15 protein-coding genes and 2 pseudogenes are annotated in these 17,469 nt (G+C 65.3%); 9 read left to right on the top strand and 8 right to left on the bottom strand.

What is annotated here, in order from left to right; all coding sequences use genetic code 11:
• Positions 1–23: 23 nt before the first annotated feature.
• Positions 24–1,184, top strand: a complete 1,161-nt coding sequence (locus tag HK436_RS09400) for a serine hydrolase domain-containing protein (protein ID WP_244648628.1) — start codon at positions 24–26, stop codon at positions 1,182–1,184.
• Positions 1,185–1,194: 10 nt separating this feature from the next.
• On the opposite strand, the gene HK436_RS09395 is transcribed toward HK436_RS09400, so the two are convergent.
• Positions 1,195–2,394 (bottom strand): multidrug effflux MFS transporter, encoded by a 1,200-nt coding sequence (locus HK436_RS09395; protein WP_173189107.1) that lies wholly within the window; start codon positions 2,392–2,394, stop codon positions 1,195–1,197.
• Positions 2,395–2,730: 336 nt separating this feature from the next.
• Here HK436_RS09395 and HK436_RS09390 point away from each other — a divergent pair, with 336 nt between their 5' ends.
• From HK436_RS09390 to HK436_RS09380, 3 genes and pseudogenes are all read left to right on the top strand, one after another.
• Positions 2,731–5,364 carry a DNA translocase FtsK gene (locus HK436_RS09390; RefSeq protein WP_173189105.1) on the top strand — a complete coding sequence of 878 codons (2,634 nt, stop codon included), beginning with the start codon at positions 2,731–2,733 and terminating at the stop codon, positions 5,362–5,364.
• 110 nt (positions 5,365–5,474) lie between these two features.
• A complete protein-coding gene (locus tag HK436_RS09385) occupies positions 5,475–6,164 on the top strand; it encodes an outer membrane lipoprotein carrier protein LolA (RefSeq protein ID WP_173189103.1) in 690 nt (229 codons plus the stop codon).
• A 127-nt stretch (positions 6,165–6,291) separates the two neighbouring features.
• Positions 6,292–7,097 (top strand): annotated as a pseudogene (locus tag HK436_RS09380) (exodeoxyribonuclease III).
• Position 7,098: 1 nt separating this feature from the next.
• Here the strand turns inward: HK436_RS09380 and HK436_RS09375 are convergent.
• Together HK436_RS09375 and HK436_RS09370 are read right to left on the bottom strand one after the other, a co-directional pair.
• Positions 7,099–7,554 carry a cyclic nucleotide-binding domain-containing protein gene (locus tag HK436_RS09375; RefSeq protein WP_173189101.1) on the bottom strand — a complete coding sequence of 152 codons (456 nt, stop codon included), beginning with the start codon at positions 7,552–7,554 and terminating at the stop codon, positions 7,099–7,101.
• 55 nt (positions 7,555–7,609) lie between these two features.
• The gene (locus HK436_RS09370) at positions 7,610–8,293 is read right to left on the bottom strand and encodes a response regulator transcription factor (RefSeq protein WP_173189099.1); all 684 of its coding nucleotides are present in this window, start codon (positions 8,291–8,293) and stop codon (positions 7,610–7,612) included.
• A gap of 93 nt (positions 8,294–8,386) precedes the next feature.
• On the opposite strand from HK436_RS09370, the gene HK436_RS09365 reads away from it, so the two are divergent.
• Positions 8,387–8,965, top strand: a complete 579-nt coding sequence (locus HK436_RS09365; RefSeq protein WP_173189097.1) for a L,D-transpeptidase family protein — start codon at positions 8,387–8,389, stop codon at positions 8,963–8,965.
• A gap of 19 nt (positions 8,966–8,984) precedes the next feature.
• Here the strand turns inward: HK436_RS09365 and HK436_RS09360 are convergent, their stop codons facing one another.
• The 5 genes from HK436_RS09360 to tsaD are packed head-to-tail and all read right to left on the bottom strand — an operon-like array spanning position 8,985 to position 12,461.
• Positions 8,985–9,605 carry a class I SAM-dependent methyltransferase gene (locus HK436_RS09360; protein WP_173190064.1) on the bottom strand — a complete coding sequence of 207 codons (621 nt, stop codon included), beginning with the start codon at positions 9,603–9,605 and terminating at the stop codon, positions 8,985–8,987.
• A 36-nt stretch (positions 9,606–9,641) separates the two neighbouring features.
• Positions 9,642–10,067: an EVE domain-containing protein gene (locus HK436_RS09355; RefSeq protein WP_173189096.1), complete on the bottom strand. Its 426-nt coding sequence runs from the start codon at positions 10,065–10,067 to the stop codon at positions 9,642–9,644.
• On the bottom strand, positions 10,067–10,363 hold the full coding sequence (locus tag HK436_RS09350; RefSeq protein WP_173189094.1) for a YciI-like protein: 297 nt from the start codon (positions 10,361–10,363) through the stop codon (positions 10,067–10,069). The genes HK436_RS09355 and HK436_RS09350 overlap by 1 nt, the downstream gene beginning before the upstream one ends.
• Positions 10,360–11,376 carry an NAD(P)H-dependent glycerol-3-phosphate dehydrogenase gene (locus tag HK436_RS09345; RefSeq protein WP_173189092.1) on the bottom strand — a complete coding sequence of 339 codons (1,017 nt, stop codon included), beginning with the start codon at positions 11,374–11,376 and terminating at the stop codon, positions 10,360–10,362. Before HK436_RS09345 ends, HK436_RS09350 begins: the two co-directional genes overlap by 4 nt.
• A complete protein-coding gene (tsaD, locus tag HK436_RS09340; protein WP_173190062.1) occupies positions 11,373–12,461 on the bottom strand; it encodes a tRNA (adenosine(37)-N6)-threonylcarbamoyltransferase complex transferase subunit TsaD in 1,089 nt (362 codons plus the stop codon). Before tsaD ends, HK436_RS09345 begins: the two co-directional genes overlap by 4 nt.
• Positions 12,462–12,520: 59 nt before the next feature.
• Here tsaD and hemC point away from each other — a divergent pair, with 59 nt between their 5' ends.
• The 4 genes and pseudogenes from hemC to HK436_RS09320 all read left to right on the top strand — a co-directional run bounded on the left by hemC (position 12,521) and on the right by HK436_RS09320 (position 17,453).
• Entirely contained in the window at positions 12,521–13,450 is a 930-nt protein-coding gene (gene hemC, locus HK436_RS09335; RefSeq protein WP_173189090.1) for a hydroxymethylbilane synthase, read from the top strand.
• Positions 13,447–14,168 (top strand): annotated as a pseudogene (locus tag HK436_RS33495) (uroporphyrinogen-III synthase). Before hemC ends, HK436_RS33495 begins: the two are co-directional and overlap by 4 nt.
• Positions 14,169–14,269: 101 nt before the next feature.
• A complete protein-coding gene (locus HK436_RS09325) occupies positions 14,270–15,673 on the top strand; it encodes a phage tail protein (protein WP_173189086.1) in 1,404 nt (467 codons plus the stop codon).
• A 13-nt stretch (positions 15,674–15,686) separates the two neighbouring features.
• Entirely contained in the window at positions 15,687–17,453 is a 1,767-nt protein-coding gene (locus HK436_RS09320) for a heme biosynthesis protein HemY (protein WP_173189084.1), read from the top strand.
• Positions 17,454–17,469: the final 16 nt, after the last annotated feature.

The raw sequence follows: 17,469 nt of genomic DNA, 5'->3' as shown, positions 1-17,469 counted from the left end.
CCTTTCAGAAGATGGAGTGACGAATGACCGGGATGACCAATCCGAAAATGCCGGACCCGGAGCAGCGGTTCGGCGACAGTATCGACGTTGCGATAGAGAAAGCCCTTGCAGAGCAAAGGATCGTGGGCTGCGTGGTTCTCGTGGCCGATAGCGGTGAGCTGGTTTACGAGCGCGCCGCCGGCTACGCCGATCGCGAAGCGGGCCTGCCGATGAAACTCGACACCGCTTTCCGCTTTGCATCGGTGACGAAACCCTTCACGACGATGGCGGCGTTGAAGTTGATGGAGGCCGGCCGCCTTTCGCCCGAGGACAGGGTGACCGATCATCTGCCCGTCTTCCGCCCCCGCCTAGCAAATGGCGCCGTGGCCGATATGCGGATCAGCCACCTGATGGCGCATCTGGCGGGGCTCGACTACGGCTTCAACCAGCAGGCAGACGGCACCTACGCCGGCGCGGGCATTTCCGACGGTCTCGACGATGGCAGGGGCTCGCTGGCAGAAAACCTCGAACGGATTGCGAGCGTGCCGCTCGATCAGGCGCCCGGTGAAGGCTGGCGCTACTCAGTGGCAACGGATGTTCTTGGCGCGGTGATCGAGGCAGTCGTTGGCGAGCCGCTCGACAAGGCGATCGGTGAACTGGTCTGCCGTCCATTGGGGCTCAATGCAGCCTTTGCGTGGCCCGGCGACGATCTCGCCATTCCGTATTACGACGCCGACCCGCAGCCCGCGAGAATGACCGGGCCGGTGGAAGTCCCGTTGCCGTTCGTCGAGGGCCCCGGCGTCCGCTTCGATCCCGGGCGCATCCACTTGCACACTGCGTGGCCCTCCGGCGGCGCCGGCATGGCCGGCCGCGCCAGCGACGTACTGACCCTCCTGGAAGCTTACCGAACCGGCAATTTCCTGCACGACGATCTCCGCCAGGCCGCCCGGCTCCCTCGCACCGGCGCGGAGGCGCAGATGGCCGGACCGGGCTGGGGCGCCTCCTGGCTCGGTGCCGTGCTGGTCGATCCCGGCACGGCGGGCAGCGCCTGGAGCCCGGGATCGGTTTCGTGGGGCGGTGTCTACGGAAACTGGTGGGGCATCGATTTCACACGAAAGAGAACAGTCGTCTCGCTGACCAACACGGCCTACGAAGGCATGATCGGTGAATTCGCAAGGGACATCGCCGCCGCCGCGGCTATGTGACCGAACCAGCCTATTGAAGGCTGGCTGCCGCCGAAGCGCACTCCAGCCGGCCTGCGTACAAGGCCGCGGCAAAGGCAATTGCCGCGGAACCCAGCATGACGACCAGCATCCCGTAACGGGCATTGTCCGGCGTCAGAACGGCTCCCGTGATCGACGCCATGGCGGCGCCCCCGGCCACAGCAATGGCGCTCGCAAGACCGGCCGCACTGCCAGTCAGATGAGGCCGAACCGACATCGCGCCTGCATTCGCCGCCGGCATCGACAGGCCGTTCGAGAGGCCGGCGAACATGCAGGGACCGAACAGTGCCCAGACATGAGCCACTCCAGCCGCCCAGAGGACCAAGCCCAGAAGAAGACCGGCGCAGGCCACCATTCGTCCCCAAACGAGCATGGTCGTCAGTTGAAAGCGATGCGCAAAGCGCCCTGCAATAAAACTTCCCAACATGAACCCGACCGTGATCGAGCCCATGTAGAGACCGAGTGTCGTCGGCGACAGATCGAAAGAGGCAGCGGCAAGCGGCGCCCCGGCCAGAAAGGCGTAGAAGGCGCCTATCGAGAAGGCCATGCACAGCGAATAGGCCCAGAAGCGGTTTGACCCGAGCAATTCGGGATAGGCGCGAAACTGTTCGGCAAGTGTGCTGGACGGGTTGGAGTTGGTTTCACGCAGATCGAACCAGCACAGGACGAACACGCCGATGCCGAAGATTGCGAGGAACCAGAAACTCGCCCGCCATCCGAACATCTGGTCGAGAAAACCACCGAGGCTGGGGCCGAGCATGGGCGCCAGCGCCCAGGCCATCGCCACATAACCGATCCTGCTTGCCGCATCTTCCCTGCTGGTCGTGTCGCGGATGGCCGCCAGCGCCACCGCATAGGTCGGCGCAATCACGGCCTGCACCATACGAAGAGCGAGGAACGTCCGGACGTCGGAAACCATGATGCAACCGATCGTGGCCACAATGAAGACGGCAAGCCCCCACAGGATCACCGGCCTTCGACCGAACCTGTCCGACAACGGTCCCATCACCACCTGCAGGCACGCCGAAACGGCGGCGTATGCGGCCAGCGCCAGACCGACAACGCCATAGCCCGCCCCGAACTCGGCAGCCATCGCAGGCAAGGACGGGAGGAAGATGTTGATGGGGATGATTCCAAGCGCCGACAACAAGATCAGCGTGACGAGGTGTGGTGCGTTTGTTGTTTTCGACATGACGATCGGCTTCGGGAGCGGACAAGTTCAGAGGCATAAAAAAGGCCCCATCCGGGGCCGGCTTACCGCGCATGGGTGCTTTCGCCAGGCAGCCTAAGCCACCTTGCCCACGCGCCTTCCCACTACGATCGAAACCATGTCGCTACTCATGATCTTACCCGCTAGACGGGAATCGGCGAGCGGTCAACATCGTCAGCGCACTGGAACAGACCGGTCTCAACACCGCACCGCGCGGTGGCGCATGGTTAATGCCGCCTTAACCTCCACCGCCTAACCTGCACTCGATTCCGCGCGGCCGTCCTGGCCTGCGCAAACCATGCTTGACGGGGAGTTCTCATGCGTTCGGGTGCGTCAGCGCAGATGACCATCGGCGATGCGGGTTACGGCCTGCGAGGTTTCTTTCATCGCCAGTTGACGCGGGCTGCGGGGCTCGGCGGACTGGCGGCGATTGCCTTCTGCCTCGCCAGCCTGGGCACATGGAGTGTCGCCGATCCAAGCTTCAGCCATGCCACCGACAATCCCGTCACGAATGCGATGGGGTATCCCGGCGCTGTTGTCTCCGACCTGCTGATGCAGTTTTTCGGCCTTTCGTCCGTGGTCGCGCTGGTGCCGGGCCTTGCCTGGGCCACGTGGCTTCTGATGGCCCGCCGTGTCGACCGCATGCCGCGCCGTGCAGCGGCATGGGCAGGCGGAGCGGCCCTGGCCGCCGGCATCGTCGGATGCATCGGCGCGCCGCCCACCTGGCCCCTGCCTTCCGGCCTCGGCGGCGTAGTCGGCGATGTCGCGCTCGCGATCCCGTCCTGGTTCGCCGGCGGCTATCCGACAGGTGCGGCTGCGATCCTGACCATCGCACTCTATGCGGTGCCGACCCTGTGGCTGCTTGCTTTCGGCGCGGCGATCATCCGCCGACCCGTTGACGAAGACGCTCCGGCAGCCTCGGGCCGTCCCGCCCGCAAACGCCGCGCGCAGGAAGTGGAAGAAGAAGACGATCTCGAGGAAGACGAAGACGAGCGCGGCGGCTTGCTCGCGGCCTTTGGCGCGGTCACGCATTGGTGGCTGTCGACGCGGGCGTTCGTCAGGCGTCACACGGCCGGCATTCCGCGCCCGCGCGTTCTCGATCGCTATGACAATGAAGACGATATGCCGGAAATGCCTGTGGTCGCGCGGCGGGCCGACCGCATCGAACCCGGCTTCGACAATGCGCCCCGCCTCGACGAGGTCGAACCGCCCTTCGACGTCGGAAATTCCGACGACTATCAGGCATATGATGACGACTTCGACGACGACGTGGTCATCCGCCCGACCCCACCGGCGAGCGACGCTCAGGCCCAGGTGCGCCAGTTCCGCTCCGATGCGGCAACCCGCGTCGAAGCGCCGGCAGCGCGGCCGCAGCAGGGAGCCCGCGTGCAGCGCGAGGCGCAGCGCTCGCTGATCGGCACCGACGCTTTCGAAATGCCGTCGCTGCATTTCCTGTCGGAGGCCAAGAACGTCGCCCGGGACCCATCGCTGTCACAGGACGCGCTTGAACAGAATGCACGACTGCTCGAAGGCGTGCTGGAGGATTTCGGCGTCAAGGGCGAGATCATCCATGTCCGGCCCGGTCCGGTGGTCACGCTCTACGAGCTGGAGCCCGCACCGGGCATCAAGTCCTCCCGCGTTATCGGCCTTGCCGACGACATAGCCCGCTCGATGAGTGCTATTGCCTGCCGTGTCGCCGTGGTTCCGGGCCGCAACGCGATCGGCATCGAGCTGCCCAACGTCAAGCGCGAGACGGTTTACCTGCGCGAGATCCTGGCCAGCCGCGATTTCGAGCAGACCAAGTGCAAACTGGCGCTGGCGCTCGGCAAGACCATCAACGGCGAGGCCGTCATCACCGACATCGCCAAGATGCCGCACGTGCTGGTCGCAGGCACCACCGGCTCGGGCAAGTCGGTCGCGATCAACACCATGATCCTTTCGCTGCTCTACCGCATGACGCCGGAGCAGTGCCGCCTCATCATGATTGACCCGAAGATGCTGGAACTGTCCGTCTATGACGGCATCCCGCATCTGCTGACCCCGGTCGTCACCGATCCGAAGAAGGCCGTCGTCGCGCTGAAATGGACCGTGCGCGAGATGGAAGACCGCTATCGCAAGATGTCGAAGGTCGGCGTGCGTAACATCGACGGCTTCAACCAGCGGGTCGCGCAGGCGCAGAAGAAGGGCGAGCAGATCACCCGCACGGTGCAGACCGGCTTCGACCGGGAGACCGGCGAGGCCATTTACGAGACGGAGCACCTCGATCTCGATCCGATGCCGTATATCGTCGTTATCATCGACGAGATGGCCGACCTGATGATGGTCGCCGGCAAGGACATCGAGGGCGCTGTGCAGCGCCTTGCCCAGATGGCGCGTGCTGCCGGCATCCACGTCATCATGGCGACCCAGCGCCCGTCGGTCGACGTCATCACCGGCACCATCAAGGCCAACTTCCCGACCCGTATCTCCTTCCAGGTGACCTCCAAGATCGACAGCCGCACGATTCTGGGCGAGCAGGGCGCCGAACAGCTCCTGGGCATGGGCGACATGCTCTACATGGCTGGCGGTGGCCGCATCCAGCGCGTCCACGGGCCCTTCGTCTCCGACGACGAGGTGGAGAAGGTGGTCGGGCACCTGAAACTTCAGGGTGTGCCGGAATATCTCGACGCGATCACCGAAGATGACGACGAGGACGATGGCGACGGTGGTGGCGGCAAGGGCGGTTCGTCCGGCGGCAACTTCGAGGATTCGGAAGATCCTTATGACCAGGCCGTGGCCGTGGTGCTGCGCGACGGCAAGGCGTCGACCAGCTACATCCAGCGCCGGCTCGGCATCGGCTACAACCGCGCCGCCTCTATCATCGAGAAAATGGAGCAGGAGGGCATCGTCGGCCCAGCCAATCACGCCGGCAAGCGCGAGATCCTCGTGCCGACGGAAGAAGACAAGTTCTAGATCGATGCAACCCGGTGGGCCCGGTCCCCGTTTGAGGGCGGAACGGGCTGGCCCAATTTCGGCCCAACTGAACGCCTAGCTGAAAAGGCATGAAGCAAGGACGGAATACGATGGACACCATGGCGAAGACCATTGCCGCTCAACCGGTATCTGGCATGACGCGTCGCAGCTTTCTCGGCGCCGCGGCGCTGGGCATTGGCGTGCTCGCATTGGCACAGGTCACCGGGCCGTTCGTTTCAACGGCCGACGCACAGGCCGCGACCGCACAGCGCATAGCCGACCATTTCGCCAGCGTCCGCACAATGATGGGCGAATTCGTGCAGTTCGGCCCGCGCGGCGAACAGACCGGCGGCAAGTTCTACATCGAGCGTCCGGGCAAGGTGCGGTTCAACTACGAAGCGCCGTCGAACTTCCGCGTGACATCCGACGGCACGACCGTCGTGCTTGAAAACACAAAGCTCCGGACCGCAGACATCTATCCGCTGTCACGCACCCCGCTAAAGCTCCTGCTGGACGACCGCATCGACCTCTCCGGCAACAAGGTGCGCGCCGTCAAGGAAGAGGACGACCTGACCACGATCCAGCTTGCCGACAAGTCGGTATTCGGTGATTCGACCATTACGATGATGTTCGACCCTGCCAGCTTCGAGTTGCGGCAGTGGACCATTACTGATGCCCAAGGCAAGGACACGACGGTGATGATCTTCAACGTCGAGCAGGGCGTGGTTTTTGATCCTTCGGTGTTCGCCATCGACCACCGCAAGGTGCAGGAGATGCAGCAGCGCAGCCACAACCGCTGACGAACGCACAAGCTGCGCTTTCTGTGGAATAGCGCCCGAGGCCGGTGGCTTACGCAGCCGTGGCTTGTCTTGTCGGCGCTCGACTGGCAGGGTCCGGCACCCGATTGCCTGAGACTCGATTCCCGCCATGCCTTTTTCCATTGCCACCTGGAACATCAACTCCGTGCGGCTGCGGATGCCGTTGGTCGCGCAGTTTCTGGCCGACTACCAGCCGGACGTGCTTTGCCTTCAGGAAACCAAATGCCCGGACGACCTCTTTCCGCTCTCTGCTTTTCGCAAGGCTGGCTACGAGCACGTCGCGATCAGCGGCCAGAAGGGTTACCACGGGGTCGCAACCGTTGCCCGGCGGCCGATCGAGATCGTCGAGAAGCGCCGCTTCTGCGACAATGGCGACTGCCGCCATCTGTCCGTCCACGTCGAGGCCGGCAGCCGGCGCATCCTGCTGCACAATTTCTACGTACCGGCAGGAGGCGATGAGCCCGACCCCGAGATCAACCCGAAATTCCGTCATAAGCTGGATTTCGTAGCCGAGATGCACGACGTGCCGGCGCTGGAAGCCGACAACCTCTCCTCGGTACTCGTCGGCGATCTCAATATCGCACCGCTGGAAACCGACGTCTGGTCGCACAAGCAGCTTCTCAACGTGGTCAGCCATACCCCGATCGAGACAACCAGCTTCGAGGCGATGCGCCGCGCCGGCAACTGGGTCGACCTCATGCGCCAGGCGATCCCCCGGAAGAAAAGCTCTACACCTGGTGGAGCTACCGGGCGCAGGATTGGGCGGCTTCCGATCGCGGTCGGCGTCTCGACCATGTCTGGTCGTCACCCAACCTTTCGCCGGCGCTGACCGGCATCAAGGTGCTACGCCATGCCCGCGGCTGGGAGCGGCCGTCGGACCACGTGCCCGTCATCGCCTCGTTCGATCTGGATTAAACTAGTCGGCGAACTTGACGCCGAGACGCTCGATCTTCTTGAGAAACTCCTGGAGATCTTCGAGCATGCGCCGATGAAGGTCGGCGGCGGCTTCCGGATATTCTTCCAGTATGCGCCGGAACAGAGATCGGTTGAGCCTGATCATCTCCACATCGGTCTCCGCCGCGGCATAGGTCAGGCGCCTGCTATCTGCGATCAATGCGAGTTCACCGAGAATCGCGCCCGGCCCCAGACGCGAGACGGCCACCGATTCGCCATTGTGATCACGATAGAGAACGACCTTGCCGGAGATGACGATATAGGCGCAATCCGCCGGGGCGGTTTCGCGATAAATCTCGCGCCCGGCCTGAAAGCGTACGGCTTCCGCGCCGAACGCCAGCAGTCTCAGTTGCTCCGCGCTCAGTCCGGAAAACAGGCTGACGCCGGACAAAATGCGGATATCGTCGTCAAGCGCCAAATCGCGGTCCCCGGTTGCGCCCCCACCCGGTTCTTCCGCCGCGATGGGAAAACAGTCAAGGGACGAGCTTGTAACCGCCGCTTTCCGTCACAAGAATTTCCGCATTCGAGGGATCGCGCTCGATCTTCTGGCGAAGGCGATAGACGTGTGTTTCGAGCGTATGCGTGGTGACGCCGGAGTTGTAGCCCCATACCTCTTCGAGCAGGATGTCGCGGGTCACCACCTTCTGGTCGGCCCGGTAGAGATATTTGATGATCGACGCTTCCTTTTCGGTAAGCCGCACCTTGCCGCCCTTCTGGTCGGTGAGCAGTTTCTGGCTCGGCTTGAAGACGTAAGGGCCCACAGAGAAGGTGGCGTCCTCGCTCTGCTCGTGCTGGCGAAGCTGGGCGCGTATGCGCGCAAGCAGTACCGCGAACCTGAACGGTTTTGTGACGTAGTCGTTGGCCCCGGCCTCAAGGCCCAGGATCGTGTCCGAATCGGTATCGTGTCCGGTCAGCATGATGATCGGCGCCTTGAACCCGCCCTTGCGCAGCAGCTTCACCGCTTCGCGGCCGTCCATGTCAGGCAGGCCGACATCCATGATGAGCAGGTCGATAATGCCACCGCGCGCCGTTTGAACGCCCTTTCCGGCGGTGGCCTCCTCAAGCACTTCGAATTCCTCGTAGAGCGAAAGCTGTTCCACAAGCGTTTCGCGCAGATCGGCGTCGTCGTCGACAATGAGGATGGTGCGTGACGTCATGTTCTATCCGTAGCTGGAGGCGGCAGTTGACCGCACCTCGGTTTATGCGGAAGCATAGCGCCGAAAAAGAATATCACGACGATTTGTTCCACAGTGACATCATACCCCAAATATCGTGGACGCAATGAGGCGGCGAAAAGCGGCCTTGCGCGCAACGCACCGATCGTGGTTCGACCGCGTCCGGGAAAGCCGACGCAAGGTCTGCTCGTCTGGCGCGGCACGGTGTTTCCCTGCGCGCTGGGACGCGGCGGCATCCGCGCGATCAAGCGCGAGGGCGACGGCGCCACGCCTCTCGGCCGGATGCGGCTGATCGACGGATGGTTCCGCCACGGCAGGCTCGCAAACCTGCGCTCAGGCCTTGCGCTTCGACGAATCGGCCCGCGTGACGGCTGGTGCGACGCCCCGGGCGACCGCAACTACAATCGCGCGGTCACGCTGCCTTACCCGGCAAGCTGCGAAAGCATGCAGCGCAACGACAACCTCTACGATTGCTGCATCGTGCTGAACTACAACATAGCCCCGCGCAGGCGCGGCATGGGCAGTGCCATCTTCTTTCACATCGCGAGCGATGGTTTTCGGCCCACCGAGGGCTGCGTGGCCATAACCCCGCGCGTCATGGCCCGGATGCTGCCGCATCTTTCGCCAAGGACGGTGATAGTGGTGTCGCGCTGACCTGCGGAGACAAAACGGATCAGCCGAATCGCCAGACGGTCGTTTTCTTGACCTCTGTATCCTCGAGCGCCCGCGTGACCGGGACCTCGTAGGTTGCAAGCCCTTCGAGACCGGTTTTCGGCAGATAGGCTCGGCCGGGATCGCCGACGAGGATTTCGCAGCCACATATCCGCATCTGCGCAAACCACGGCAACAGCCGATCTGCGAAAGCCCGGTCGTAAAAGACATCCCCGGCCAGGATCACATCCCATGCCCCGGACGTCCCCACCAGATCGTTGTCGGTGAAATCGACTGCCACGCCGTTGGCGGCGGCGTTGAGCCGCACGGCTGCGGCACAAAACGCATCTATATCGGCGGCAAGCACATGCGCAGCGCCAGCCTTTGCCGCAGCGATCGCCACCAGCCCGGAGCCGCTCGCAAAATCGAGCACCTTGCGTCCCTGCACGAGCCCGGCATTGTCGAGCACATGACGTGCAAGCCCCTGCCCGCCGGCCCAGGCAAACGCCCAGAAAGGCGGCGGCAGCCCGATCGCCTCCAGCTCTTCCTCCGTCCGCTGCCACAGGTCGTGGGCCTCGTCGGCCAGATGCAACCGGATTTCGGGCACATGCGGCGGCGCGATGAGGGCCGTGTTCGCCCGGATGAAGGCCTCGGCCCGGCCAGGCGAAAATCGGCGGCGTCACGGCGCGGGAACGAGACCTCCCATGCGGCAGACCTCTTCCCATTCGTGAGGCTTCACCGGCTGCACGGAAAGCCGCATCGAGGTCACGAGCGCCATGTCGGCGAGATTGGGATTGGCCTTGACGTCCTTGAGCGTCACCGGCTTCGGCATGTCGCGCACCGCGCGGATGTCGACGCATTCCCAGCGCGGGTCGTCGGTGCTGGAATCTGGATGCGCCAGCTTGCAGACCTCGACAATGCCGACCACTTCCAGGCCCTCATTGGAGTGGTAATAGAAACCGAGATCGCCGATCTGCATGGCGCGCATGTTGTTGCGCGCCTGGTAGTTGCGCACGCCGGTCCATTCCTCGCCGGCCTTGCCCTTGGCCTTCTGCTGGTCCCACGACCAGGCGTCGGGCTCGGACTTGAACAGCCAGTAAGCCATCACTTCGCCTCCGGAGCCTTGAACATCCAGTTCCACGGCAGGATCTCGACGCTCTCGAACAGCCCGGCCTTGGCATAAGGATCGCCCGCCGCGATCTGCTCGGCGCCGGCGCGATCCTGTGCCTCGACCGCGACCAGGCTGCCGATCGGCTTGCCGTCCTCGCCCAGGAACGGCCCGGCGAACTTGAGCGCGCCCTCGCGATCCAGCGCCATCAGATAGTCGACATGCGCCGGCCGGTTGGCGAGCCGCACGTCGAGCTGGCCGGGTTTGTCCTTGCAGATGAAAGTGAAGATCATCGGTGGTCTCCGTTGCCTTGACGTTGTTCCTGTTCGCTCTTGAGCGGCCGCGACAGCAACGCTGCCACGGCCTCCGCGATGCTGGCCTTACCGCGAAGGATGCGGTCGACAGCCTCAATGATCGGCGCGTCCACGCCCTTCTCGCGCGCGATCCGCGCTGCGATCCCGGCAGTCGACGCGCCTTCGGCGAGCGGCCGGCCCTCCAGGCTTTCACCACGCCCAAGCGCCAGACCATATGAGAAGTTGCGCGACTGGGGTGACCCGCAGGTGAGGATGAGGTCACCGAGCCCCGAAAGGCCCATCAGGGTCTCCGCCTCGGCTCCGAAAGCCGCGCCGACACGGCGCAGTTCGACAAAGCCTCGCGTCACCATCGCTGCCTGCGCGCTGGCGCCAAGGCCTGCGCCTGATACCGCACCTGCGGCGATCGCCAGCACGTTCTTAAGCGCCCCGCCCACTTCGACGCCGGTGAGATCCGCGCTCGAATAGCAGCGGAAGGCGGGCGCCGACAGCAGCAGCGCCAGCAACGAGGCAAGCTGCGGGTCGGCGGCGGCGACCGTCACCGCTGTCGGCAGGCCGCGCGCGACGTCGGTGGCAAAGCTCGGCCCCGATAGGGCAGCAATCGGCGTCTGCGGCAGCAATTCGGCGGCGATCTGAGACAGAAGCAGGCCGCTGTCGCGCTCGATGCCTTTCGCGCAGAGCACGAGCGGCACGCCGGACGGCAGGCGGTCGGCGAGTGAAGCGAGGAGACCGCGCATGGCCTGCGCGGGCACGACCGCGAGCACGCAATCCGCGCCGTCGATTGCCTCATCGAGGCTTTCGGTCGCTTTGATGCCCGCTTCCAGCACGATGTCCGGCAGGTAGCGCGGATTTTCTCGGTACTGGTTGAGCGAAGCGACAATCTCAGCATCCCGCGCCCACAAGGCGGTCGCGTTGCCGGCCCGCACCATCGTGGCGGCCAGCGCAGTGCCCCACGCCCCACCGCCGAGCACTGCGATCTTCTTGGGCGCGCTCATGCCTTGGCTCCGCGTTTGCCCGAACCGATGACCGGTGGCGCGCCGGTATCGAGCGGCCAGCGGGATCGCGGCGCAAAGCCCATCGCGTCATCCTCTACCAATCCGGCCCGCATCCGCTCGATACCCGCCCAGGCGATCATGGCGGCGTTGTCGGTGCACAGATGCAGCGGCGGCGCAACGAGGTTCATGCCGTGCCGCTCGCATAGTTCATCCAGCGCAGCGCGGATCGCCTTGTTGGCGGCAACGCCACCGGCGACCACGAGCGCCGGCCGCGCAAGATCCGGAAATGCTTCACGAAATCGCGTGAGGCTGCGGCCGACACGCTCTTCCAGCGTTTCGGTGATCGCAAGCTGGAAAGCCGCGCAGATGTCGGCGACGTCGCGTTCGGACAGCGGCGCGATGGCGCTCGCCGCCTGCCGCACGGCCGTCTTGAGGCCGGAGAACGAGAAATCGAGCCGCGCATCGCCTTTCAGAGGCCTCGGAAAGGAAAAGCGCGCGGCATCCCCGTTAGCCGCCTGCTTTTCGACATTCGGTCCGCCCGGATAGGGCAGGCCCAGCAGCTTCGCGGTCTTGTCGAACGCCTCGCCCAGCGCATCGTCTATGGTCGACGCCCAGCGCTCGTAGTCGCCAACGCCGCGCACCAGCACGACCTGCGTGTGGCCGCCGGAGACCAGCAGCAGGAGATACGGAAAATCGAGCCCGTCTGTCAGCCGCGCGGTAAGCGCATGGCCTTCGAGATGGTTGACCGGGAGGAGCGTCTTGCCGGCCGCTGCCGCCACCGCCTTGGCCGTCATCAACCCCACGATCAATCCGCCGATCAATCCGGGTCCGGCCGTCGCCGCAATGCCGTCGACCGCGCCCAGGGGCACGCCTGCCTCGTCCAGCGCCGCATCGATCACGCCGTCCAGCGTCTCGACATGCGCACGCGCCGCGATCTCCGGCACGACGCCGCCGAATGCGGCATGATCCTCGATCTGGCTCAGAACCACGTTGGATAGAATGCGGGGCGCGCCGTCGTCGCCAAGCTCGACCACGGAGGCGGCCGTCTCGTCGCAACTGGTTTCGATGCCGAGCATGCGGATCATTGCTGTGGTGGTCATTCCTCGATAGGAGTTGGCCGGCACTATCACGGACGAAGCGGCACATGCAAACGGATGTCTTGAAGATCGGAACGCGCGGCAGCGCACTGGCGCTGGCGCAGGCGCACGAAACGTGCGCAAGGCTCATGGCGGCGCACGCCATGCCCGAAGAAGCCTTCGAGATCGTCGTCATATCCACCAGCGGGGACCGCATTCAGGACCGGCCGCTTTCGGAGGCCGGCGGCAAGGGCCTTTTCACCAAGGAAATCGAGGAAGCGCTGCTCGACGGTCGCATCGACATCGCCGTCCATTCCTCCAAGGACATGCCGACAGCGCTGCCGGAAGGGCTGGAGCTGTCCGCCTTTCTCGAGCGCGAGGACGTGCGCGACGCTTTCATCGGCCGGGCCGCAGCAAAGCTGGCCGACCTGCCGGAACGCGCGGTGGTCGGCTCCTCGTCGCTCCGTCGTCAGGCGCTGATCCGCCGGCTGCGGCCGGACATAGACGTGGTCATATTTCGCGGCAACGTGCAGACGCGGCTGCGCAAGCTGGATGAGGGACAGGTGGCCGGCACGTTGCTCGCCAACGCCGGGCTGCGCCGGCTCGGTCTGGCGAACATCATCACCGAATTGCTGCCGGCCGAGACCTTCCCGCCCGCTCCCGGCCAGGGCGCGATCTGCATCGAAAGCCGGATCGGCGATGCAGCCACGACCGCCATGCTCGCCCCGATCAACCACCTGCCGACCGCGCAGGCACTGGCCTGCGAACGCGCCTTCCTGGCGGCACTCGACGGCTCCTGCCGCACGCCGATCGCGGGCTACGCGCGCATCGACGGCGGAAACCTTTCCTTCAACGGGATGATTCTGACACCCGACGGGCGCGAGGCGCACGAAGTCGATGCCTCGGGACCGACCAGCGAGGCGGCGAGCCTCGGCGCGGATGCCGGCGAACGCGTCCGCGCCAAAGCGGGCACCGGCTTCTTCGACGGCTGGTCGTGAAACGGCGCGTTCTCGTCACGCGGCCGGAACCCGGCGCGAGCGAGACGGTGGCGCGCCTCGAGGCGCTCGGTTTCGAGACCGTCGTCCTGCCTTTGACCCACATCGTTCCACTGGATGCAGGACCCGCGCCGGATCCGCACGCCGTCGATGCGGTTGCGGTGACCAGCGTCAACGCCCTGCGGCACGCGTCACCGGCAATGCTTGCCGCCCTTTCGGCCAAACCGGTTTTCGCAGTCGGCGATGCAACGGCCGAAGCGGCGCGTCAGTCGGGATTTGCTTTCGTAACGTCCGCGGCCGGAACCGCAATTGATCTCGCCGCGGCTATTGAGACACGGATGCCCATCCGCTCCCACATCCTTCACCTCGCCGGCAGGGAGCGCACAGGGGTTTTGCAGAAGCACTGTATGACAGAGGCTTCAGCGTGAGGGTAATCGAGGTCTATGGCGCTGAAAAAGTCAGTTACATCACTGACTTTTTGATAGAGACCTTCGCCGGGCGTCGGATATGGGGGTGTCCAGTCCTCTCGACGCGTGGTGCAGTCTTTCTAAACGAGTTGGTGGCCAACCGAGAACTCTCGCATACCTTTGAAGAAACACGGTTTTTCTGCATTTCGCGGAAGGTTGCGCAGGTGCTGGAGCCGACGGTAGGCGACCGAGCAAGTGTAAGCGACAAGCCCACCGAAGACAGCGTCATGGTGCTGCTTTCGTCGCAGCGGTAGGCCTCGTCGCATTCCAACCCTTTTCAGTTTCTATCCAGCCCTTTAGATCAGAAGGAGCCGGCGGCATCGCCTGCCCGAACAGCGGCTGAAGGAAATCAGGAATGGTCAAGACGCCCCGAACCCGCCACTCGAAGACCAGCAAGGAGCCGGTGACCATCGATCTTGCGCCCGGCGAAGTCTCGCGCGCCAAGGCGGAGGCCGAGAAGGCCGATCCGGTGAAGCAGTCCGAAACACCGCAGCACGCGAAGGCAGAAACCCCGAAGCCCGAAGATTCCAAGCCGGCGAACCAGAGCAGCGCAGCTTCCGGCGCGGATACGCACAGCGCAAAGTCGCAACCCGAACCCGCAGCCCCAAGCAGTCAGCAGAAGCCGGGAGCGGCAGCGACCGGCAGCAGCCAGACCTTCGGCCGCAAGGAAAAGGACACGGCGGCACCCGCCGCGCCATCCTCATCCGGGCGCAGCAGTGCGCTCGCCGCTGGCGTCGCCGGTGGCGTGATCGCGCTGGTGCTTGCCGGAGGGCTTCAGCTTGCCGGGTTGCTGCCGGCGCCCGGCAGCAGCGGCCAGCAACCTGCTGACCCAACAGCCTCCATCGACGCCCTGGAGCAGGAAATCGCGGCACTCCGCAGCGAAATCGGCGGTGCGACTGGTTCCGGCACCGAACTTGGCGGTCGCGTATCCCAGGCCGAGGACCGCGTCGCGGCGCTCGCATCTCAGATCGAGAGCTTGAGCGGCGAAGTGGCGGGCATCGCGCGGGAGCCCGGCGGCGAGGCCGCTGCCCCTGTCGATCTCTCCCCGCTGGAAGAGAGGCTTGCCACCCTTGAAGGCACCGTAAGCGCGCTTGGCGACGCCGGTCCGTCGCAGGCAGTGGAGGAGAGGCTGACGGCGCTGGGTGACGAAATCGCCGCCGCTCGTGAAGCCCAGGCGGCGGCGGGCACGCGGCTCGATGCAGTGGAAAAGTCCATCGGAGACCTCAGCGGCCGCGTCGACGAAGCCGCCGAAACGCCTGCCACGGCGGTCATCATCGCCGCGTCCGCGCTCAAGGCCGCGATCGAACGCGGCGTGCCCTTCACGGCCGAACTCGATACCCTTGCAGCGCTTGCTCCCCAGGCACCGCAGATCGCCGATCTGCGCGCACTGGCAGTCGACGGTGTGCCGACGCGCGCTCAGATCGCGGAAGAAGCGGATGCGGCAGCCAATGCGATGATCGCGGCCGCGCGGCCGGTCGATCCGCAGGCAGGCGTCATCGACAGGCTGATGGGCAGTGCGATGAGCCTCGTCCAGGTGCGCCCGGTCGGCATGGTCGAAGGCGACGGCGTGCCGGAGATCGTCGCCCGGCTCGACGCTGCTGTTCAGGCAGGCGACTACGAACGCGCGCTCGCCGAGTATGACGCCTTGCCGGAGCCATCCAGGGCCGCCGGCGCCGGCTTCATCGAAAAGGTACGCGCGCGCCAGAACGCCGACCGGCTGATCGACGACGAGGCGCTCGCCGCCGCGCTCGCGAAGTAAGGAAGGAAATCCGATGCTGCGTATCCTTTTCTTCCTCGGCCTCGTCTTCCTTATGGGGCTTGGCTTTGCCTGGCTGGCCGACAGGCCGGGTGATCTCGTCATCACTTTCGGCGGCTACCAGTATCAGGTCACGCTGATGGTCGCGGCTGTCATCGTCGCTGCGATCGTGCTTGCGGTGATGCTTTCGTGGTGGCTGCTCAAGAGCATCTGGTACAGCCCCTACACCGTCTCCCGCTATTTCCGCGTCCGCCGCCGCGATCGCGGCTACCAGGCGCTGTCGACCGGTATGATTGCCGCCGGCGCCGGAGATGCCGGGCTTGCACGGCGCAAGAAGAAGGAGGCGATGAAGCTCATCAGCGCCGATCAGGAGCCGCTCATCCACCTGCTCGACGCGCAGGCCTCGCTGCTGGAAGGCGACCACGAGGCGGCGCGGCGCAAGTTCGAGGCGATGCTCGAAGACCCTGAGACGCGGCTTCTCGGCCTGCGGGGGCTCTATCTGGAGGCAGAGCGACTGGGCGATCGCACTGCCGCGCGCCACTATGCCGCCAAGGCGACAGAGGCGGCACCCCAGCTTGAATGGGCGTCGGAGTCGACGCTTGAGGAAAAGACCGAGGCCGGCGAATGGGACGAGGCGCTGCGCCTCGTCAGCGCGCAGAAGTCGACAAGGCAGATCGAGCGCGAGGCGGCGAACCGCCGCAAGGCCGTCCTCCTGACGGCCAAGGCGATGGCAACCCTCGATGCCGATCCCGCAGGCGCGAAGACCGCCGCGCTCGAGGCTAACCGCCTGGCGCCTGAGCTTGTGCCGGCCGCGACGACCGCCGCCAGGGCGTTGTTCCGCCTCGCCGATATCCGGAAGGGCTCCAAGATACTGGAGTCCGCTTGGAAAAAGGACCCACATCCCGAGATCGCGGACATCTACGTCCACGCCCGGCCGGGCGATTCGACCCATGACCGGCTCACGAGGGCAAAAAAGCTGCAGTCGCTGCGGCAGAACCATGTCGAATCGGCCCTTGCCGTTGCCCGTGCGGCGCTCGATACGGGCGAGTTCAAGCTGGCGCGGCGCGAGGCCGAGGCTGCTGCACGGCTCGATCCGCGAGAGGCGTCCTGGCTCCTTCTGGCCGATGTCGAGGAGGCCGAAACAGGAGACCAGGGCAAGGTGCGCCAGTTGCTCGGCAAGGCTGTGCGCGCGCCGCGCGACCCGGCATGGGTAGCCGACGGCGTTGTCGCCGAACGCTGGGCTCCGGTTTCGCCGGTGACCGGCCGGCTCGACGCCTTCGAGTGGAAGGTGCCGGCCGAACGTCTCGCGCAGCTTGTCGAATCGCTCCACGACGAACCGCAACCGCCCCGCCCCGCGCCCCGCGCCATAGCGCCGGCCGAGCCCGTCAGGGAGGCTCCGAAAACCGTCGACGACCAGGTCGAGGACGCAGTCGTCGAGCCGCCACCCGCGCCGATCCCGGCCGCTCCCAAGCCGATTGCGGAGGCGTCCGCGGAAAGCCCGCAGCCCGAGAAGTCGACAGAACCGGCAGACAAGCCTGTTTCCGCCACCGCCAGGCCGGCGGAGCCCGCGTCGGCGACCGGTCCTGCCGCAGCCAAACCGGCGCCCGAGAAGAAGGACAGTGCGGTCGTCGGTCCAGCCGTGGTCGCGCCAGCGCCCGTCCTCGATGCGCCACCGCCGGATGAGGAGGAGGCAAATCAGAAGACCATCCGCCTTCCGGATGATCCCGGTGTCGATCCGGATGATGCGGACCGAGTTGAGCCGCAGCGCTTCCGGTTGTTCTGACCGGCAGGTTCGCGCT

Source organism: Neoaquamicrobium sediminum (genome assembly GCF_013240295.1).
Classification (GTDB): domain Bacteria; phylum Pseudomonadota; class Alphaproteobacteria; order Rhizobiales; family Rhizobiaceae; genus Aerobium; species Aerobium sediminum.
Note: the sequence above shows the minus strand (reverse complement) of the source record. Positions and strands in the feature narration are given on the sequence as shown.

What these genes read in the sequence shown, in the direction of transcription:
- HK436_RS09400 (WP_244648628.1), top strand. Translation starts at nt 24, where the DNA reads ATGACCGGGATGACCAATCCGAAAATGCCGGACCCGGAGCAGCGGTTC.
- HK436_RS09395 (WP_173189107.1), bottom strand. Translation starts at nt 2,394, where the DNA reads ATGTCGAAAACAACAAACGCACCACACCTCGTCACGCTGATCTTGTTG.
- HK436_RS09390 (WP_173189105.1), top strand. Translation starts at nt 2,731, where the DNA reads ATGCGTTCGGGTGCGTCAGCGCAGATGACCATCGGCGATGCGGGTTAC.
- HK436_RS09385 (WP_173189103.1), top strand. Translation starts at nt 5,475, where the DNA reads ATGGACACCATGGCGAAGACCATTGCCGCTCAACCGGTATCTGGCATG.
- HK436_RS09370 (WP_173189099.1), bottom strand. Translation starts at nt 8,293, where the DNA reads ATGACGTCACGCACCATCCTCATTGTCGACGACGACGCCGATCTGCGC.
- HK436_RS09355 (WP_173189096.1), bottom strand. Translation starts at nt 10,067, where the DNA reads ATGGCTTACTGGCTGTTCAAGTCCGAGCCCGACGCCTGGTCGTGGGAC.
- HK436_RS09350 (WP_173189094.1), bottom strand. Translation starts at nt 10,363, where the DNA reads ATGATCTTCACTTTCATCTGCAAGGACAAACCCGGCCAGCTCGACGTG.
- HK436_RS09345 (WP_173189092.1), bottom strand. Translation starts at nt 11,376, where the DNA reads ATGAGCGCGCCCAAGAAGATCGCAGTGCTCGGCGGTGGGGCGTGGGGC.
- tsaD (WP_173190062.1), bottom strand. Translation starts at nt 12,461, where the DNA reads ATGATCCGCATGCTCGGCATCGAAACCAGTTGCGACGAGACGGCCGCC.
- hemC (WP_173189090.1), top strand. Translation starts at nt 12,521, where the DNA reads ATGCAAACGGATGTCTTGAAGATCGGAACGCGCGGCAGCGCACTGGCG.
- HK436_RS09325 (WP_173189086.1), top strand. Translation starts at nt 14,270, where the DNA reads ATGGTCAAGACGCCCCGAACCCGCCACTCGAAGACCAGCAAGGAGCCG.
- HK436_RS09320 (WP_173189084.1), top strand. Translation starts at nt 15,687, where the DNA reads ATGCTGCGTATCCTTTTCTTCCTCGGCCTCGTCTTCCTTATGGGGCTT.